At 63.1% G+C, this 17,260-nt stretch carries 19 protein-coding genes; 13 read left to right on the top strand and 6 right to left on the bottom strand.

What is annotated here, in order from left to right:
• Positions 1-68: 68 nt before the first annotated feature.
• The 13 genes from rimM (at position 69) to AC4D1W_RS03980 (ending at position 10,299) form a co-directional block, all read left to right on the top strand.
• Entirely contained in the window at positions 69-737 is a 669-nt protein-coding gene (gene rimM / locus AC4D1W_RS04040) for a ribosome maturation factor RimM (RefSeq protein ID WP_490897899.1), read from the top strand.
• The gene (trmD, locus tag AC4D1W_RS04035) at positions 737-1,543 is read left to right on the top strand and encodes a tRNA (guanosine(37)-N1)-methyltransferase TrmD (protein WP_490897898.1); all 807 of its coding nucleotides are present in this window, start codon (positions 737-739) and stop codon (positions 1,541-1,543) included. The genes rimM and trmD overlap by 1 nt, the downstream gene beginning before the upstream one ends.
• Positions 1,544-1,740: 197 nt before the next feature.
• Entirely contained in the window at positions 1,741-2,100 is a 360-nt protein-coding gene (rplS, locus tag AC4D1W_RS04030) for a 50S ribosomal protein L19 (protein WP_490888899.1), read from the top strand.
• Positions 2,101-2,115: 15 nt separating this feature from the next.
• On the top strand, positions 2,116-2,844 hold the full coding sequence (lepB, locus tag AC4D1W_RS04025; RefSeq protein ID WP_490888897.1) for a signal peptidase I: 729 nt from the start codon (positions 2,116-2,118) through the stop codon (positions 2,842-2,844).
• Positions 2,844-3,650, top strand: a complete 807-nt coding sequence (lepB, locus tag AC4D1W_RS04020) for a signal peptidase I (RefSeq protein WP_490888895.1) — start codon at positions 2,844-2,846, stop codon at positions 3,648-3,650. The genes lepB (AC4D1W_RS04025) and lepB (AC4D1W_RS04020) overlap by 1 nt, the downstream gene beginning before the upstream one ends.
• On the top strand, positions 3,647-4,360 hold the full coding sequence (gene rnhB / locus AC4D1W_RS04015) for a ribonuclease HII (protein WP_490888894.1): 714 nt from the start codon (positions 3,647-3,649) through the stop codon (positions 4,358-4,360). Before lepB (AC4D1W_RS04020) ends, rnhB begins: the two co-directional genes overlap by 4 nt.
• A 7-nt stretch (positions 4,361-4,367) precedes the next feature.
• Entirely contained in the window at positions 4,368-4,694 is a 327-nt protein-coding gene (locus AC4D1W_RS04010; RefSeq protein ID WP_490888892.1) for a DUF2469 domain-containing protein, read from the top strand.
• Positions 4,695-4,798: 104 nt separating this feature from the next.
• Entirely contained in the window at positions 4,799-5,155 is a 357-nt protein-coding gene (locus AC4D1W_RS04005; RefSeq protein ID WP_490888890.1) for a YraN family protein, read from the top strand.
• Positions 5,155-6,693, top strand: coding sequence for a YifB family Mg chelatase-like AAA ATPase (locus AC4D1W_RS04000; protein WP_490888888.1), 1,539 nt, complete (start codon positions 5,155-5,157; stop codon positions 6,691-6,693). The genes AC4D1W_RS04005 and AC4D1W_RS04000 overlap by 1 nt, the downstream gene beginning before the upstream one ends.
• On the top strand, positions 6,690-7,895 hold the full coding sequence (gene dprA, locus AC4D1W_RS03995) for a DNA-processing protein DprA (RefSeq protein ID WP_490888886.1): 1,206 nt from the start codon (positions 6,690-6,692) through the stop codon (positions 7,893-7,895). The genes AC4D1W_RS04000 and dprA overlap by 4 nt, the downstream gene beginning before the upstream one ends.
• A 78-nt stretch (positions 7,896-7,973) precedes the next feature.
• Positions 7,974-8,540: a methylated-DNA--[protein]-cysteine S-methyltransferase gene (locus tag AC4D1W_RS03990; RefSeq protein WP_490888882.1), complete on the top strand. Its 567-nt coding sequence runs from the start codon at positions 7,974-7,976 to the stop codon at positions 8,538-8,540.
• A 126-nt stretch (positions 8,541-8,666) separates the two neighbouring features.
• The gene (locus tag AC4D1W_RS03985) at positions 8,667-9,602 is read left to right on the top strand and encodes a tyrosine recombinase XerC (RefSeq protein WP_490897897.1); all 936 of its coding nucleotides are present in this window, start codon (positions 8,667-8,669) and stop codon (positions 9,600-9,602) included.
• Positions 9,603-9,795: 193 nt separating this feature from the next.
• On the top strand, positions 9,796-10,299 hold the full coding sequence (locus AC4D1W_RS03980; RefSeq protein WP_490888876.1) for a DUF3145 domain-containing protein: 504 nt from the start codon (positions 9,796-9,798) through the stop codon (positions 10,297-10,299).
• An 82-nt stretch (positions 10,300-10,381) separates the two neighbouring features.
• Here AC4D1W_RS03980 and fabF read toward each other — a convergent pair whose 3' ends face one another.
• The 6 genes from fabF to AC4D1W_RS03950 all read right to left on the bottom strand — a co-directional run.
• Positions 10,382-11,617 carry a beta-ketoacyl-ACP synthase II gene (fabF, locus tag AC4D1W_RS03975; RefSeq protein WP_490888873.1) on the bottom strand — a complete coding sequence of 412 codons (1,236 nt, stop codon included), beginning with the start codon at positions 11,615-11,617 and terminating at the stop codon, positions 10,382-10,384.
• Positions 11,618-11,730: 113 nt separating this feature from the next.
• The gene (locus AC4D1W_RS03970) at positions 11,731-11,976 is read right to left on the bottom strand and encodes an acyl carrier protein (protein WP_490888870.1); all 246 of its coding nucleotides are present in this window, start codon (positions 11,974-11,976) and stop codon (positions 11,731-11,733) included.
• Between the two features lie 78 nt (positions 11,977-12,054).
• Positions 12,055-13,110 (bottom strand): beta-ketoacyl-ACP synthase III, encoded by a 1,056-nt coding sequence (locus AC4D1W_RS03965; RefSeq protein ID WP_490888866.1) that lies wholly within the window; start codon positions 13,108-13,110, stop codon positions 12,055-12,057.
• Positions 13,107-14,078, bottom strand: coding sequence for an ACP S-malonyltransferase (locus AC4D1W_RS03960; RefSeq protein ID WP_490897896.1), 972 nt, complete (start codon positions 14,076-14,078; stop codon positions 13,107-13,109). Before AC4D1W_RS03960 ends, AC4D1W_RS03965 begins: the two co-directional genes overlap by 4 nt.
• Before the next feature lie 78 nt (positions 14,079-14,156).
• The gene (locus tag AC4D1W_RS03955) at positions 14,157-15,395 is read right to left on the bottom strand and encodes a PucR family transcriptional regulator (RefSeq protein ID WP_490888863.1); all 1,239 of its coding nucleotides are present in this window, start codon (positions 15,393-15,395) and stop codon (positions 14,157-14,159) included.
• Between the two features lie 128 nt (positions 15,396-15,523).
• Positions 15,524-17,260, bottom strand: a 1,737-nt coding sequence (locus AC4D1W_RS03950; RefSeq protein WP_490897895.1) for a transketolase-like TK C-terminal-containing protein, incomplete at its 5' end; no start/stop codon positions are given.

Raw genomic sequence — 17,260 nt, 5'->3', positions numbered from 1 at the left:
CCACCACGCAGGTGTTGGGGCCGGACTTTTTTACTGTTTTGACACGCCACCTATACACCGGAGAACCCATGGATCTGCAGGTCGCCCGTATCGGAAAGCCCCACGGCATTCGGGGTGAAGTAACCGTCCAGCTCTTCACAGACGCACCCGAGGAGCGCTTCGAACCCGGAGCTGTCTTCCGTGTCGAGCCGGCAGCGCATGGGCCGCTTACCGTCTCAAGCGCACGATGGAACAAGGAAATTCTCGTTCTTGGCTTTGAGGAAGTTGCTGACCGAAATGCGGCCGAGGTGCTGCGGGGCGCGAAGCTCTTCATCGAGTCCGATGAGACTGCCGACGACGAAGATGACGCCTGGTACGAGCACGAGCTGGTGGGGCTCGAGGCTCGCGTTGGAAACGAGGTCGTCGGCAGGGTCAGCGCGCTGCGCACCATGACGGTCCAGGATCTGCTCATCATTGAGCGGTCCGACGGCGAGGAGATCCTGGTGCCCTTCGTCGAGGAAATTGTTCCCGAGGTCGACGTCGAGGGCGGCTTCGTGCTCCTGACCCCGCCGGAGGGCCTGCTGGAGCTGAACCTTCCCGGGTCCAACCAGGCAGACGCCGAAGAGGCAAACTCCGATCAGGAAGAGCACAATCAGGAAGAGCTCGATCAGGAAGAGCTCGATCAGGAAGAGCTCGATCAGGAAGAGCTCGATCAGGAAGAGGGTATCAGCGATGAGCAGAAGGCTGACGGCAGCTAGTGCGTATCGACGTCGTCAGTATCTTTCCGGAGTACCTCGCCGCCCTGGATCTCTCGCTAATCGGGAAGGCTCGGCAGGACGGGCTGCTCACCCTCTCCGTTCATAATCTCCGGAACTTCACGACCGACAGGCACCGCACGGTCGATGACACTCCGTACGGCGGCGGCGCAGGGATGGTCATGAAGCCGGAGCCGTGGGCTCAGGCACTCGAGAGCGTGCGCGGAGAGTCGCGCCCGGTCCTGGTGGTTCCCTCACCGGCTGGAGCAGTTTTCACTCAGGCGATGGCGCACGAACTGGCCCGGGAAGAACATCTGGTGTTTGCGTGCGGTCGTTATGAGGGCATCGATGAACGGGTGATCGAGTGGGCCGAAGAATCGTTCGATGTGCGTCCACTCAGTCTGGGTGACTATGTTCTGAACGGCGGTGAGGTGGCGGTCCTTGCAATGGTCGAGGCGGTGGCGCGGCTGCTTCCCGGAGTGGTCGGTAACCCGGAGTCCCTCGTCGAGGAGTCGCACTCCGACGGCCTGCTGGAATATCCCGTCTACACCAAGCCCTCGTCCTGGCGGGACCTGGACATCCCGGATGTGCTCCTCAGCGGCAACCATGCCCGTATAGCGCGGTACCGCAGGGATGAGCAGTTGCGCAGGACGGCAAACCGCCGGCCGGATCTTCTGGAAAAGCTCGGCGCCGGCACGTTGGATGCTGCCGACCTGAGAGTCCTCTCCGAGGAGGGTTACGCGCTCGTCGAAGGAAAGGTGCGGCCGGCTGCACCGCCGTCGTCCGATTCGCCGTCCGATTCCAGGTGAAGCGCTGCCTGTGGCATAATTGAAGCTCGTGCCAACTGGTACGCACCTGCCACAGGGGGAGCGTAGCCAACAGGAAGGCACACCGGCATTCGCCAAAGGGCGCGCCGGTACTAATCTTCAACGGCAATTGCCTGCGTGCAGGTCTTCGTCGTTGTGACCAACGTGAATGACCTGTGGCGTTCACCAGGAGCAATCAAATGCATATTCTCGACAATGTGGATGCAGCATCGCTGCGCAGCGACGTCCCCGATTTCCGTGCGGGCGACACCCTCAAGGTTCACGTGAACATCATTGAAGGCAAGAACACCCGTGTTCAGGTTTTCCAGGGCTTCGTTCTTGGCCGCCAGGGTGACGGCGTTCGCGAGACCTTCACGGTCCGCAAGGTCAGCTTCGGTGTCGGTGTTGAGCGTACCTTCCCGGTGCACTCTCCGGTGATCGACAAGATCGAGGTTGTCAGCAAGGGTGACGTACGTCGCGCGAAGCTTTACTACATGCGTGATCTTCGCGGCAAGGCTGCAAAGATCAAGGAAAAGCGCGATCCGAAGACCGCCAAGTAACTCTTTTCCTTTCTCATGCCTGAATTTTCCGTTGCACGGAAAGCACCCAGGCAGCCGTCGAAGCGCTGGCCCGGTATTGCGGGTTGGCGCTTCGCCTTTTTTACCGTGGCTTTCGTGTGTGTCGCCATCATTGCCGTCCGTGCGCTCCTGGCTGACGTGTTCTACATCCCGTCCGGGTCGATGGAACCACTGCTCGAGGAAGACGACCGGGTCCTTGTCTCGCGCACCGACTATGCGTTCGGCGACATCAGGCGGGGCGACGTCGTCGTCTTCGATGGCAGGGGATCATTCGCACCGCTCGGTCACGGCGGACTCGGGCAGAGGCTGACAGATACGGCCCGCTTCTTTGGCCTGGGGTCCTCCGAGACCACATATGTGAAACGGGTAATCGGAATGGGCGGTGACACGGTCGCATGCTGTGATTCCAGCGGAAGGCTGACCGTCAATGGGAACGCCTTCGAGGAGCCCTACGTTTTCCCCATGGACACTGCCAGCGAAACGGAGTTCGAGGTCGTGGTCCCAGAGGGTAAGTTGTGGCTCATGGGCGATCACCGATCGGAGTCCTTCGACTCACGAGGCCTGCTCGGCGCACCGGGCGGTGGCCTCGTCTCCGAGGAACGGGTCATCGGCCGTGCCACCCACGTGATCTGGCCTCTTGACCGCTCCACCATAGTCCCGCGCCCCGCTGATCGGTCACCCTCGGCCGGTCCTACACCGAACGTACAGCAGAGGAACCACACATAATGGCTAAAGCCCACTCCGGGACCCCGAACGACGGCGCGGAAGATCCCGCAGGCGCGCCGCGTTTCGATGGTGCCGCCGAGGAGGCGTCCTCTCGCAGGTCCGCGGTCCGCAGCCTGGGCAGCTGGGCCAAGGAAATCGTCATCATTGTCGCGGTCGCGCTGCTGCTTTCCTTCCTCATCAAAACGTTCCTCTTCCGGGCGTTTTTCATTCCCTCGGGTTCCATGGAGAACACCCTCGAGGTCGATGACCGTATCTTCGTCAACCAGCTGGTTCCCCAACCGTTCGAGCTGAAGCGCGGCGACATCGTTGTCTTTCGCGATGCCGAGGGCTGGCTCCCCGAGTCAGCGGCCGCAACTGCGACAAGCAACTGGTTCAAGGACGCCGTAATATTCGTCGGGCTCCTGCCGGATGAGTCCCAGCAGCATCTCGTCAAGCGGGTCATCGGTCTCGAAGGTGACCGGGTGATATGTTGCGACGCCGAGAGCCGACTCACCGTCAATGGTGAGCCCCTCGATGAGCCGTACCTGTTCCCGGGCGCCAACCCCTCGGACACGCCTTTCGATGTGACCGTGCCCGAAGGAAAGATCTGGGTCATGGGCGACCACCGGAATGCCTCGGCGGACTCCCGAGCGAACACCGGCAAGTCCGGTGGGGGATTCATCGACGTGGATGAGATCGAGGGCAAGGCAGCCGTCATCGCATGGCCCCTGAACCGCATGGGCTTCCTGGGCAACTACCCTGACGTCTTCGCCGACGTTCCTGATGCTCCCCAGAGCAGCACCGGACGGGATCAGTCGACGCCGTGACCGGAAAAGCCCCAACGCTGCGCTATGAACGCTCCTTCCTTGATGAGGGGCTCCGTTTCCTCGCAGGTTGTGACGAGGTGGGGAGGGGCGCACTCTCAGGACCGGTTACTGTCGGCCTCGTAGTCGTTGACCTCGCAGCAGTGAAAGGCCTGCGCGGGGTCCGGGACAGCAAGCTGCTCAGTGCGCCGGATCGGGAAGCGCTGGTGCCGAGAATACAGCGGTGGGCAGTGGCCTATGGCGTGGGTCACGCGACCGCTGCGGAGATCGACGCCGTCGGCCTCATGGCGGCGCTGCGGTCCGCCGGGAACCGTGCATGGGCACAGGCCACACGGGTAGTCCGGCCGGATGCGGTCATCCTGGACGGTAACCACAATTGGCTGGCACCCACTTCCCAGGGTTCACTGTTCGACGACGTCGATATCCAAGAAGCCAGCTGCGATGCCCCCGTTCATACCCGGATCAAGGCTGATATGCAGTGCCTGAGCGTTGCCGCGGCCAGTGTCCTGGCGAAAGTGGAACGGGACCGGCTCATGGTGGAATTCGCAGAGAAGTATCCCGGGTATGGCTGGGAAGTGAACAAAGGTTATGCAACCGCTGCCCACCGGGCTGCAATTGACGGGCTCGGACCCTGCGTCGAACATCGGCGGACCTGGCGCCTTGGCAGCATGAGCGCGGATACCGGCATGACTGCCGCAGAAATTGGGGGATGATGGGTTCATGAGCGCCGAAGATCTCGAAAACTATGAAACCGACATGGAGCTGCAGCTCTACCGTGAGTATCGCGACGTCGTCAGCCTTTTCAACTACGTGGTCGAAACGGAGCGGCGGTTCTACCTCGCCAACCACGTTGACCTGCAGGCGCGCTCGGCGGACGGCGAAATCTACTTCGATCTCACGTTGAATGACGCCTGGGTGTGGGACGTGTACCGCTCCGCCCGCTTCGTCAAGACGGTGCGCGTCATAACTTTCAAGGATGTGAACGTCGAGGAACTGGCGAAGAGCGATGACATCCCGCTTCCCAAGGACGGCTCGCTGGGCAGCTGACTGCCGCTCCACAACCCGGTGGCTTTCCTGCAGTTTCCCACATAGACCCCAAACTCCGGCACCTCCGGTACCAGTTGCAACACGCTGGTACCGGAGGTGTTTTTATGAGAACCAAGGATGAGCTGGGTAAGCGGGGCGAGGACCTTGCGGCCCGTTACCTGGAGGACGGCGGGCTCCGGATCATCGATCGCAACTGGCGGTGCTCGATCGGCGAGATTGACCTTGTAGCGCTTGAGGGCGCCACGCTGGTCGTCGTTGAAGTCAAGACGCGGTCCTCCGAGGCATTCGGTCACCCGCTGGAAGCGATCACGCCCGGGAAACTGGAACGGCTGTATCTGTTGGCATCACGCTGGGCGCGGGCACATGATCTCCGGTTCTCCGGGTTTCGCGTGGACGCAGTCGCCATCGTGGATGACGGCACCGGTCAACCTGCCATCGAGCACCTGCGGGCGGTGAGCTGATGCCGCTTGGACGCACCTACGCCGTTTCACTGGTGGGATTGAACGGCTACATCGTTGAGGTCGAGTCGGACATCGGGCAAACTCTCCCCGCCTTTGTCCTCCTCGGGCTGCCCGACGCTTCGCTTTCCGAGGCAAAGGAGCGAATCAGGGCAGCGGCGAGAAACGCAGGGCTCCCACTCACACGCCGGAAGATCACGGTGAACCTGGTTCCAGCGTCGTTGCCCAAGAGAGGTTCGGGCTTCGACCTTGCCATCGTTATGTCTGCTTTGGCAGCGGCGGGAGACGTCCGCAACTGCGGCCGTACCGTTTTCCTTGCCGAGCTGGGTCTGGACGGGCGCCTCAGGCCCATCCGCGGGGTGCTTCCAGCAGTGATGGCTGCGGTGGCGGCCGGTTTCACCAGCGTGGTCGTTGCCGGCGGGAACGCCGCGGAAGCGGCTCTCGTACCGAGCGCTGAGGTGAGAAGCTATGACTCCCTTGCCGAAGTGGCGTTGGCGTTCGGAGCGGATCCAGCCTCCGTCGATCTTCCTGTACCGCAGGCGTCGGAGCTTTCGTCAGGGTCTCGTGTGAGTGCTGCTCTCGTCCCCAAGGACATGTCTGATGTGGCGGGCCAGTCGGAGGCACGATTCGCAGTGGAGGTAGCCGCCGCTGGAGCACACAACCTGATGATGGTTGGTCCGCCCGGTGCGGGAAAGACCATGCTGGCGGAGCGCATGCCCGGGATACTTCCGGATCTCTCGGACAAGCAGGCGATGGAAGTGACAGCCATACACTCTCTCGGGAGCGCCGAATCGTGCCGGGAATTACGTCGTCGGCCGCCCTTTGAGAGCCCACACCATACCGCCAGCGCGGCATCGATCATCGGGGGCGGCAGCGGAATCCCCCGTCCGGGCGCAGCCTCACGTGCGCATCGTGGCGTCCTGTTCCTTGATGAGGCGCCGGAATACCAGCGCCGCATTCTCGATGCGCTCCGGGAACCCCTGGAGAGCGGGGAATTAGTGCTACACCGGGCAGCCGGAACGGCCACCTACCCCGCGCGGTTCCAGCTCGTGCTCGCGGCCAATCCCTGCCCGTGCGGGCTGGCCACCGGTAAGGGAATGGATTGCAGGTGTTCCGCGCAGCAGCGCCGGCGCTACTTCGACCGGCTGTCCGGGCCTCTCCTTGACCGGGTCGACCTGCAACTGGCAGTACACCGAGTGTCCCTCAAGGATTTCTCCGGGTCTGCCGCGGCAGAATCCAGCGCTGCGGTCGCAAAGCGCGTTGCCGCTGCCCGAGCGGCGCAGCACGAGCGGCTACGCCGCTGGGAACTGTCCACCAACGCCGAGATCCCCGCCCGACTTCTGCACAACGAACTCCGGCTTACCAGGAAGGCAACCGAATCCGTGGACAAGAAAATGGAGCAGGCTGCCATCACCAAACGCGGCTACGACAGGGTCCTGCGAGTCGCCTGGACAATCGCTGATCTGGCCGGAAGGGCCTCGCCCAACTGCGATGACGTCACAACAGCGCTGATCTTCCGCACCCAGGAGGACGCAGCATGAACGCTTCCGGGTGGAGCGAAGAGCAAGTGGCGCGTGCAGCTCTCGCGCGCCTGTTGGAACCATCCGACAATGTCGGGCTGGCGCTCGTGTCCGCTGCAGGTCCCGTTGAGGCCCTGAAGATAGCTACGGGCACCACAACCTGTGGTCCTCGGCTGCACCGGGCATTCCTCGACGTGCTGGCCGCGAACGGACACCGGATGAGAACAGACGCGCTCACACAGGCACTTGATCGATGGCGGACACGCGCCGAGACTCTTGCACCGCTCAGGGACCTCGAAACCGTGCGCCGGTTCGGCGGAACCCTGCTCACCCCCGAATCGGACTGGTGGCCTCAGGCTCTGAAGGATCTCCAGTTGGAAGAACCTCTGTGTTTGTGGGTTCGCGGGCAGAATGCCGTTGCCATCCCGTCACAGGAGCAGGTAGTGGCAGTGGTCGGTTCGCGGGATAGCACCAACTACGGAGCTTCCGTGACCGCCGAACTCGCCGCTGGCCTGATCGGGCGAGGCTACACCGTGTTGTCCGGCGGCGCTTACGGCATCGATGCGCAGGCACACCGGGGAGCGCTGGCAATAGCGGGGGAGCACCATCCATTGCCCACCTTGGCAGTTCTTGCCTGCGGCATCGACCGGTATTACCCGGCCGGGAACGAGGGACTTCTCCGGGAAATCGCCCAGCGCGGACTGCTGATCTCCGAGGTACCGCCAGGTTCATCACCTACGCGCTACAGGTTTCTTCAACGGAACCGGCTGATCGCCGCCCTCAGCTCAGTCACTGTGGTGGTTGAAGCGCGCTGGCGCTCGGGAGCACTCAGCACGGCACATCACGCGGCCAACCTGGGCCGGGCGGTCGGAGCGGTTCCCGGACCTGTCCAGTCACCCAATTCCGCTGGCTGTCATCGACTGCTTCGCGACGGCAGCGCGATCTGCGTCACTGACGTTGCTGAGGTCGTTGAACTCGCGGGTCCCCTCCTAGCGACGCCCGGTGAGGAGCGCCCCGAGCAGCGGGCGCCGCATGACGGCCTGACCGTGGAGGATTTGCTGCTTCTGGACGCGCTGCCTGTGCGTGCCTCCTCCACAGTCGACAAGCTCGCGGTGGTCGCTGGCCTCAGCGTGCCCGGTGTCCTTGCAGGCCTCGGCCGCCTGGAGACCGACGGCCTTGCGCAACGTACCGATGACGGCGGCTGGCGGAAGCATCCACGTTGATCCGCTCCCACCGGACACCCTTCACAGATTCAGCCGGAAGGATCCCTGCATTACCCGGCATGAAGAAAGGAACCACCTATGAATACGTTCAAGATTGTCGACAGCCCCTTAGGAGGACTGGTGCTTGTGGCCCGAAATGAAAAATTGGTCGGTCTTTACCATGAGTATCACTCGCCGGAGCCCTCTCCGGTTCTCCTCGGGCTGCCCTTTGCAGAAGGATCACAAAACACGTGCTTTCCGGAGGGCGGGTCGAATGATTCCCCAGCCCCTAACGAGGAGAGCGCATCCGAAGTATTCCGTGGGACGGGTGACTGGCTGCAGCGGTACTTCAGCGGAACCGTTGCCCAGCCGTTACCGTACGAGCTCGTGAATGGGACCGAGTTTCAGCACACCGTCTGGGAAGCGGTCGCGGCCATCCCGTACGGTGAGACCCGCACGTACAAGGACATCGCAGGCGCCCTGGGCAATGAATCGATGGGACGGGCTGTCGGTGCGGCGGTGCGCGCCAATCCACTATCGATCATCATCCCGGGGCATCGGGTGGTGGGTGCGGGCGGAGCAGTCACGGGCTACGCGGCTGGGGTCGCCGTGAAGCGTGCGTTGCTCGAGTTGGAAGCCGCGGTAACCGCTGGCGCCGCGGCGTGAATCCTTTCCCAAGGCGCAAGTTTGTACGGCAGCATCGAAGGATCGGCGGTGCGCCTCCTTGATGGGCACCCCATCGTGACGCACAGTAGGTTCAGGCGCGTCAGCGGAAGAGTTGGGAGACAGGGAATGAGTGCAGCGCCCGGCAGCGGCCCTCCGTCCCTCTTCGTCCGCGAATCGGACGGATTCATCAGCTACCTCTCCCGAGAGCGGAACCGGTCCGCCAACACGGTGCGCGCCTATCGCGGTGACCTCGACGACTTTGCGTCCTTCTCGGGTGCCCACGGCATTTCGGCTCTTGCGGAAGTGGATCTGAGCTGTCTCAGGTCATGGCTGGCTTTCCTCGATCAGCAGGGACTATCTAGGGCGACTATCGCCAGACGTGCAGCGACCGTGCGGAATTTCCTGGCTTGGGCCACCCGCGAGGGATACATCGGTGACAACCCGTCGCTCAGGCTGAAGGCACCCCGTCGGCAGAACGGTCTTCCCGACGTCCTGTCAGAGTCGCAGCTCGAACCGTTGTTGGTAGCCACACAGAAAGCGGCGATAGGAGGCGATCCCGCGACGCTTCGTGCCCGGGCAGTGCTGGAATTGCTCTATGGTTCCGGGATACGCGTCGGTGAACTGGTCGGGTTGGACATCGACGATGTGGATCATGACCGCCGGACCATCCGTGTCCTGGGGAAGGGCAACAAGGAGCGTACTGTGCCATACGGTGTGCCTGCTGCTCAAGCCCTCAACGACTGGCTGGCCCGCGGCAGGAACCAATGGGCCAGGCCGGACAGCGGTGCCGCGCTCTTTCTGGGACCGCGGGGGCACCGCCTCGACCAGCGTCAGGCGAGGTCGATCGTCCAGAAACTCCTTCTAACAGTCGAGGGCACGGGCGCGAGCGGCCCGCATGCGTTGCGCCATACGGCAGCAACGCACCTGCTCGACGGCGGTGCGGATTTGCGTGCCGTACAGGAACTCCTGGGACACCGGAGCCTCGCAACCACCCAGCTCTATACCCATGTGTCCGTGGACCGGCTCCGCCGCAGTTATGAGCAGGCCCACCCCCGCGCCTGACCGTCGCGTCGGCTATCCGCAGTCGCGGAATACGGCGGGAGTAATTACAGTGGCGCCATTTGCGTTCATAGGGCAGAATAAGCGTAGTTCGAAATCTAAGGACTGAGCACACCGTACCCGAGCAACAACGGGACAGTACCACCAAGGGTTGAAGGTCGTTGGGGAAGACGTACCTACAGCTATGGAGGATGGAATGTCTGTTGTGATGGCGCGCGGTGTTTTGTATATTCACTCAGCCCCTTCTGCGTTGTGCCCTCATATCGAGTGGGCCGTGGGATCGGTCATTGACCAGCGTGTGGACCTGCAGTGGTCCCCGCAGCCTGCCGCGCCCGGAATGTTTCGCGCCGAGCTCTCCTGGGTAGCTGCACAGGGATCAGGGGCCAAGCTGGCATCCGCCTTGCGGGGCTGGGCACACCTGCGGTACGAGGTGACCGAGGAGCAGAGCGCGGGGGCCGATGGCGGCCGCTGGTCGCACACCCCGGAGTTGGGAATTTTCCACGCCACCACGGACGTTCACGGCAACGTCATGATTTCCGAAGACCGCATCAGGTACGCCTATGAGACCGGAGCCGGCGACCCGGCAGCGGTCTACCACGAGCTCTCCCTTGCCCTGGGCGAGTCTTGGGACGAGGAATTGGAGCCCTTCCGCCATGCAGGAGAGGGCGCACCCGTACGCTGGCTGCACCAGGTTGGCTAGAATCATCCACTGAACGCAAGAATGAGGCCCGGGTACCGACAGGTACCCGGGCCTCATTCACGGTCTGAAGGATGTCGGCAGGCTAGACGTTCTTCACCACGATGACCGCATTGTGGCCACCAAAACCGAACGAGTTGCTGAGCGCTACAATATCGCCCGAAGGAAGATCACGAGCCGACGTCACCACGTCAAGCGGAATCTGCGGATCCTGATTCTCAAGGTTGATGGTGAGCGGTGCCCGGCGGTCGTGGACCGCAAGAACAGTCATCACAGCCTCGACTGCACCCGACGCACCCAGCAGATGGCCGGTTTGCGACTTGGTAGCCGAAACGGCAACCGAGTCCAGTTGGTCACCCAGAGCGGTCTTCAGTGCCACATACTCAGGCTGGTCACCCACCGGCGTGGAGGTAGCGTGGGCATTGACATGGACGACGTCCGAGGGCTGCACCCGCGCATCGAACAGCGCGGCTTTCAGTGCCCGGGTTGCACCCAGACCCCCGGGATCAGGCGCCGTGATGTGATACGCGTCGGCGGTGACCGAGGTGCCCGCCAGCTCGCAATAAATCCGGGCGCCACGGGCGAGGGCGTGTTCCTCCGCCTCGATAAGCAGTGCTCCTGCACCCTCACCCATCACGAAGCCGTCGCGGTCAATGTCGTACGGGCGAGAGGCATGCTCGGGATCGTCATTGCGGCGCGACAGCGCCTGCATGGATGCAAAGGCAGCGATCGGCATCGGGTGGATGGCAGCTTCGGCGCCACCGCACATGACGACGTCGGCCTTGCCGGAACGGATCAATTCCAACCCCTGATGTAGGGCTTCGGTGCCGGATGCACACGCCGATACGGGCGTATGTGCACCAGCGCGCGCGCCGAGATCCAGGCTCACGGCAGCCGCAGGACCATTGGGCATGAGCATTGGAACCGTCATGGGCAACACGCGACGAGGCCCCTTCGCCTTCAGCGTGTCCCAGGCATCGAGCAGCGTCCAAACGCCGCCGATGCCGGTCGCAAACGCTACGGCGAAGCGGTCGTGATCCACCTCTTCGATTCCGGAATCGCGCCACGCCTCGCGGGCAGCAATCACGGCGAACTGGGTGGACGGGTCCATCCGCTTGGCTTCGACGCGGGTCAGAACCTCACTTGCCGGGGTCGAAACCTGAGCAGCGAAGGTTACGGGGAGCTCATACTCCGCCACCCAGTCGGCCTCGATCGTGCGTGCACCCGAGATGCCCTTCAATGCGTTCTCCCACATGGTGGGAACATCGCCGCCGATGGGTGTGGTGGCGCCCAAGCCGGTGATGACTACTTTGCGTGCCATGGTTCACTCTCTGATGCGTCGTTGTTTCCGTATGGAAGATGTGCCTGATGAGGCTGGAAGATGTGCCTGATGAGGCGGCGATGGCGGGATCAGCGTGCCATCGCCGCACGCCACTAGGACTGGGCGCTGGCGATGAAGTCCACTGCGTCGCCGACGGTCTTGAGGTTCTTGACTTCCTCGTCGGGGATGCGTACGCCGAACTTCTCCTCCGCGTTGACCACGATGGTCATCATGGAGATGGAGTCGATGTCGAGGTCGTCGGTGAAGGACTTGTCCATCTCGACGGACTCGGGGGCGAGGCCGGTCTCTTCGTTAACGATCTCAGCCAGTCCTGCGAGGATCTCTTCATTGTTAGCCATGATGGCTCCTTTTCTCTGTGTTCCGGTGCGTACCGGATCCGTTTGATCAGGCCGCGGGCTGCGGCCTGAAGTGGAAAACTAAGGGAGGACAACCACCTGGGCGCCGAATACCAATCCAGCACCGAAGCCAATCTGCAGGGCGAAACCACCGCTGAGGTTCGGATTCTCGGACAGGAGGCGATGCATCGCCAGCGGGATTGAGGCAGCGGAGGTGTTACCGGCGTCGACAATGTCACGCGCTACCGCCACGTGTTCGGGCAAGCCCAACTGCTTCACCATCTCGTCGATGATGCGGATATTCGCCTGGTGCGGTACGAACGCCACCAGGTCCTCGGCCTTGATGCCGGCAGCATCGAGCGCCTGCTGCGCAACCTTCGCCATTTCCCATACGGCCCACCGGAACACCGTGGGGCCGTCCTGGAGCATGGTGGGCCAAATTGCGGATTCGGCAGCGGTTGACAGCGCGTCCGGTCCGTCTGCAAGCGCTGCAAGCGAAAGGTCCCGCACATCGAGCAGCGAATGGGACATACGGATTGACTCGTGCTTGCTGCCGTCAGAACCCCAGACGGAGGGACCGATGCCGGGTGAATCGGACGGGCCGATGACGACGGCGCCCGCCCCGTCGCCGAGCAGGAAGGAAATGGTCCGTTCAGTGTTGTCAATGAAATCGGAGAGCTTCTCGACGCCGACCACGAGGACGTAGTCAGCGGTTCCCGCATGCACCAGGGCGTCGGCCTGGGCGATCCCATAGCAGTAGCCGGCACAGGCTGCCGAGATGTCGTAGGCAGGGGCCGGGGTGGCGCCGAGGCGGTCTGCCAGCTGCGCGGCGGCAGAGGGCGTGGCATACGGGTGCGTGACGGTGGAAACCAGCACAGCGCCCAGTTGCGACGCTTCAATGCCTGCGTCAGCGAGGGCCGCCCGCGCCGCCGCCTCACCCATGTCGATGACACTGGTGTCTTTGTCAGCGCGGTGTCGCGTCACAATGCCCGTGCGTTGGCGGATCCACTCATCCGAGGAATCGATCCACTGGCAGATGTCCTCGTTGGTGACGATTACCTCCGGACGGAAGATACCCATGCCGTGGATGCGGGTATGTTCCCGCAGCGGGGACTGTTGAAGAGTAGGAGTAGTCACGCGTTTCCTTCTGCAATTGCAATGGGTGCGTCGGCCGGGGGAGGGGTGCGGGAGTGTTCTGCCATGAAGTCCCGTGCCGCGCTCAGGTCCTCAGGGGTCTTTACTGCGAGGCTGGCTGTCCCGCGCATCCCGCGCTTGGCCAGCCCTGTCAGGGTACCCGCTGGAGGAAGCTCAAGCACACCCGAAACGCCCATGTCCTGAAGCCGCTGCATGCACAGGTCCCAACGGACGGGACGGGACACCTGGGCAATCAGGCTGTCGAGATTCAGGTCACCGGATGCCACCGGTTCACCGTCGTCGTTGGAGAGCAGTGTGGCGAGGGGCTCGGCCGGTGTGAGGGAAGGCCGTAGCTCCTCGAGTGCTTCCACAGCAGGCGCCATGTGGTGGGTGTGGAAGGCCCCGGCCACTTTCAACGGGATAACGCGGGCTTTCTGCGGCGGATCTGCAGCCAGCGCGGAGAGCTGCTCGATCGTACCCGCCGCAACGATCTGGCCACCGCCGTTTGCGTTCGCCGCGGTCAGCCCATGGCGTTCAAGGGTAGCGACGACGTCGTCCGGGTCTCCGCCCAGAACCGCGCTCATACCCGTCGGGGTGACCGCAGCCGCGGCAGCCATCGACTGCGCCCGTGTGCGCACAAGTGTGACGGCGTCCTGCTCGGTCAGGGCTCCGGCCACGGCCGACGCGGTCAGTTCGCCCACCGAGTGCCCGGCCACGACGGTTGCCGACGTGAGCGGCGTATCACCAAGGAGTACACGGGCAACGACCAATCCGGCGGCAACAATGAGCGGCTGCGCTACGGCGGTGTCACGAATTGTTTCCTCGTCGGAGACGGTGCCGTGATGCACCAGGTCGACGCCGGCGGCCTCGCTGAGGGCATCAAGATGCTCGCGTACGCCGGGAAGGTCAAGCCATGGGGTCAGGAATCCGGGGGACTGGGACCCTTGTCCAGGGCAGAGAATTGCAAGCACGTATCAAGCTTTCCAAATGGGCGGTCATTAGCAGGGTGTTCCGGTGCACCAAGCTCCCGAAGCCACTTTGTAGGAAGTCTACAACGAAGCAGTCCGATCCACCCTTGCCGATGACCGCTCTGCTGCGGCCTTGGGAGGGGGTGCCAGGCGTCCGATGACAAGCGCTGTCTGAAGTACAAAGGCCTCTCGGGGGAGCAGTGGATCCCATCCGGTGATGTCGCAAACGCGTCGCAGGCGGTAACGGACGGTGTTGGCATGGACGAAAAGTTCGCGGGACGTCGCTTCGAGGGAATGACCAAGTGCCAGGTACGCCGAAAGTGTTTCTTCCAGACCGTTCTGCGCGTTGGCGAGAGGACGGTAGATGTTGCGTAGCAGCGCCTTGCGGGCGGTATCGTCGCCGGAGATGACACGCTCCGGCCACAGATCGTCAGCGGCGACCGGACGGGGTGCGGAGGGCCAGGCTCGCGCTGCTGTGAGTCCGGCAAACGCCGCCTGGGCGGAACCGCTCGCCGCCACGAGTGAGGCTGATTCCGGTCCATAGACAACCGGACCCGGTCCGAACAGTTCGCTCAGCCTTGCATAGGAACTGTCGCGGTCCTGTACTCCTCCGAGGACGAGGATGAGGCGATCGCCCTGAATGCCGACGAGGGTGTCTTCAGCCAGTCTGCCGGTGGTACGGCGCAGGTCATTGAGGAACATTGCGTTCGACTCGGCTGGTGAGGTGCCCACCATGACCGTGATCGGCGCCTGGGATTTCCAGCCCACCGCTGCGATCCGGGACCGAAGAGCGTCAGAACTTTCTCCTCGCAGTATCGCATCCACCACCAGCGCTTCAAGACGCGTATCCCACGATCCACGGGTTTCAGCCGCGCGGGCATAGACGTCAGCTGCCGCGAAAGCCACCTCACGGGAATACCTGAGAACGGCCTCGCGGAGGAGCCCCTGGTCGGCGTCAGAGGCGAGATCAGGGACTTGGTCTTCAACCACCTGCACGACGACGCGGATGAGCTGGAGTGCCTTCTGCAGACTGATGGAGCGGGTAAGTTCCGTCGGAGCCGTTCCGAAAACATCGCTGAGGACCCAGGCTGGGGACACCGGCTTCTGGTACCAGTTAACAAAAGACGCGATGCCCTTCTGAGCGACCAGGCCAAGAGCGGATCTTTCATCCGGGCGCAGGCTGCGGTACCACGGCAGGGAGGAATCAAGCTGTTTCAGCGTGGTCGTCGAGAGGGCGCCGATCTGCGTCCTCAGCCGGTCCACCGTGGCCGGATCCGGAGCGGGCAGGGATGTCCCGCGAGGGGGGTTGGGCGATGCCATGAATCGAGCATACGGCTCCGGTACGTCTGGCTCCATTTTGTACGAAGGCTACAAAGGTGGGCTTAAACTCCGAGCAGGACCCGCCGGCTCATCTCGTGAGCCGGCGGGTCCTGCTACGGCGGTGTTGGTTAGGACTCCCCGCCCGTATTACCCGTCGTGCCTGCATTGACGTCGAGGAGGGAGTACTTCTCGATCGCCTGGCGTGGTGCGTCCTGGTCGACCTCTCCTCGTTTGGCGAGCAGTTCCAGGGTGCGTACGACGACGGAGTGTGAGTCGATCTTGAAGTAGCGGCGGGCGGCGGCGCGGGTGTCGGAGAAGCCGAAGCCGTCGGCGCCGAGGGTGGCGAAGTCCTGGGGGAGGAACTGCCGGATCTGGTCGGGTACGGCCTTCATGTAGTCCGTGACGGCGATAATCGGTCCGGGTGCTTCGCCCAGCTGCTGCGTGACGAACGGGACGCGGGTTTCTGCGCCGGGGTTGAGGAATGCCTCTTCCTCGGCGGCAAGGGCATCGCGACGAAGTTCATTCCAGGAGGTCACCGACCACACATCGGCAGATACTCCCCACTCGTCCGCGAGAATTTGCTGTGCTTCAAGCGCCCACGGCACAGCCACGCCCGAGGCGAGGATCTGCGACCTCGGAGTGTTCTCCGCCGCGTGTCCGTCCTTGAGCTTGTAGATGCCGCGAAGCAGTCCATCCACGTCGAGGTTCTCCGGCTCGGCGGGCTGGATGATGGGCTCGTTGTAGACGGTGATGTAGTACATGACGTTCGGGTCAGACCCGGATACAGCGTGGCCGTCCCCGTACATCCGCTCGAGGCCATCCTGAATAATGTGCCCGATCTCGTAGCCGTAGGCAGGGTCGTAGGTGATGACGGCAGGGTTGGTGGCGGCGAGGATGGGTGAGTGTCCGTCTGCGTGCTGCAGGCCTTCGCCGGTGAGGGTGGTGCGTCCGGCGGTGGCACCGATGATGAATCCGCGGGTCATCTGGTCACCGGCGGCCCAGAAGGAGTCACCGGTGCGCTGGAATCCGAACATCGAGTAGAAGACGTAGATCGGGATCAGCGGCTCACCCTGCGTCGCGTAGGCGGTGCCTGCGGCGGTGAAAGCTGCAACGGACCCTGCCTCGTTAATGCCGGCGTGGAGAATTTGGCCTTCAATGGATTCCTTGTAGGCGAGGACAAGGTCCCGGTCCACGGATAGGTAGTTCTGTCCGTTGGGGTTGTAGATCTTCGCCGTGGGGAAGAACGAGTCCATACCGAACGTGCGGGCCTCATCGGGAATGATGGGGACGATTCGCTTACCGAACTCCTTGTCCCGCATGAGGTCCTTCAGGAGCCTCACGAAGGCCATGGTGGTGGCAGCCTGCTGCTTCCCGGATCCGCGCTTGGCAACCTCGTAAGTTTTATCCCCTGGGAGGGTTACCTCGGTGTGCTTGGAGCGTCGCTCCGGCAGGTAGCCGCCGAGCGCCTTGCGGCGTTCGTGCAGGTACTGGATCTCGGGTGCGTCGGGACCCGGGTGGTAGTACGGGGCGTTGTAGAGATCGGCGTCGATCTGCTCATCCGTGACGGGGATGCGGAGGTGGTCGCGGAAGGCCTTGAGGTCGGCGTTGGTCAGTTTCTTCATCTGGTGGGTCGCGTTGCGGCCCTCGAAATGCGGTCCGAGGCCGTAGCCCTTGACGGTCTTGGCCAGGATCACGGTGGGCTTGCCCTTGAACTCCGTGGCAGCCTTGTACGCCGCGTAAACCTTTCGGTAGTCATGCCCGCCGCGCTTCAGGCCCCACACCTGGGCGTCGGTCATGTCCGCCACGAGATCCTTCGTGGCCGGAGTCTTGCCGAAGAAGTGATCCCGGACGAACCCGCCGGATTC

It is taken from the genome of Arthrobacter sp. TJ-170, from assembly GCF_058269305.1.
The sequence above is the reverse complement of the archived record's forward strand: the minus strand, read 5'-3'. Positions and strand labels throughout refer to the sequence as shown.

Excerpts from the sequence above, each read along its gene's own strand:
- AC4D1W_RS03970 (WP_490888870.1), bottom strand. The coding sequence starts at position 11,976 with ATGGCTAACAATGAAGAGATCCTCGCAGGACTGGCTGAGATCGTTAAC.
- dprA (WP_490888886.1), top strand. The coding sequence starts at position 6,690 with ATGAACGCTTCCGGGTGGAGCGAAGAGCAAGTGGCGCGTGCAGCTCTC.
- AC4D1W_RS03980 (WP_490888876.1), top strand. The coding sequence starts at position 9,796 with ATGTCTGTTGTGATGGCGCGCGGTGTTTTGTATATTCACTCAGCCCCT.
- lepB (WP_490888895.1), top strand. The coding sequence starts at position 2,844 with ATGGCTAAAGCCCACTCCGGGACCCCGAACGACGGCGCGGAAGATCCC.
- rplS (WP_490888899.1), top strand. The coding sequence starts at position 1,741 with ATGCATATTCTCGACAATGTGGATGCAGCATCGCTGCGCAGCGACGTC.
- lepB (WP_490888897.1), top strand. The coding sequence starts at position 2,116 with ATGCCTGAATTTTCCGTTGCACGGAAAGCACCCAGGCAGCCGTCGAAG.
- AC4D1W_RS04010 (WP_490888892.1), top strand. The coding sequence starts at position 4,368 with ATGAGCGCCGAAGATCTCGAAAACTATGAAACCGACATGGAGCTGCAG.
- fabF (WP_490888873.1), bottom strand. The coding sequence starts at position 11,617 with ATGGCACGCAAAGTAGTCATCACCGGCTTGGGCGCCACCACACCCATC.
- AC4D1W_RS04000 (WP_490888888.1), top strand. The coding sequence starts at position 5,155 with ATGCCGCTTGGACGCACCTACGCCGTTTCACTGGTGGGATTGAACGGC.
- AC4D1W_RS03985 (WP_490897897.1), top strand. The coding sequence starts at position 8,667 with ATGAGTGCAGCGCCCGGCAGCGGCCCTCCGTCCCTCTTCGTCCGCGAA.
- rimM (WP_490897899.1), top strand. The coding sequence starts at position 69 with ATGGATCTGCAGGTCGCCCGTATCGGAAAGCCCCACGGCATTCGGGGT.
- AC4D1W_RS03990 (WP_490888882.1), top strand. The coding sequence starts at position 7,974 with ATGAATACGTTCAAGATTGTCGACAGCCCCTTAGGAGGACTGGTGCTT.
- AC4D1W_RS04005 (WP_490888890.1), top strand. The coding sequence starts at position 4,799 with ATGAGAACCAAGGATGAGCTGGGTAAGCGGGGCGAGGACCTTGCGGCC.
- AC4D1W_RS03955 (WP_490888863.1), bottom strand. The coding sequence starts at position 15,395 with ATGGCATCGCCCAACCCCCCTCGCGGGACATCCCTGCCCGCTCCGGAT.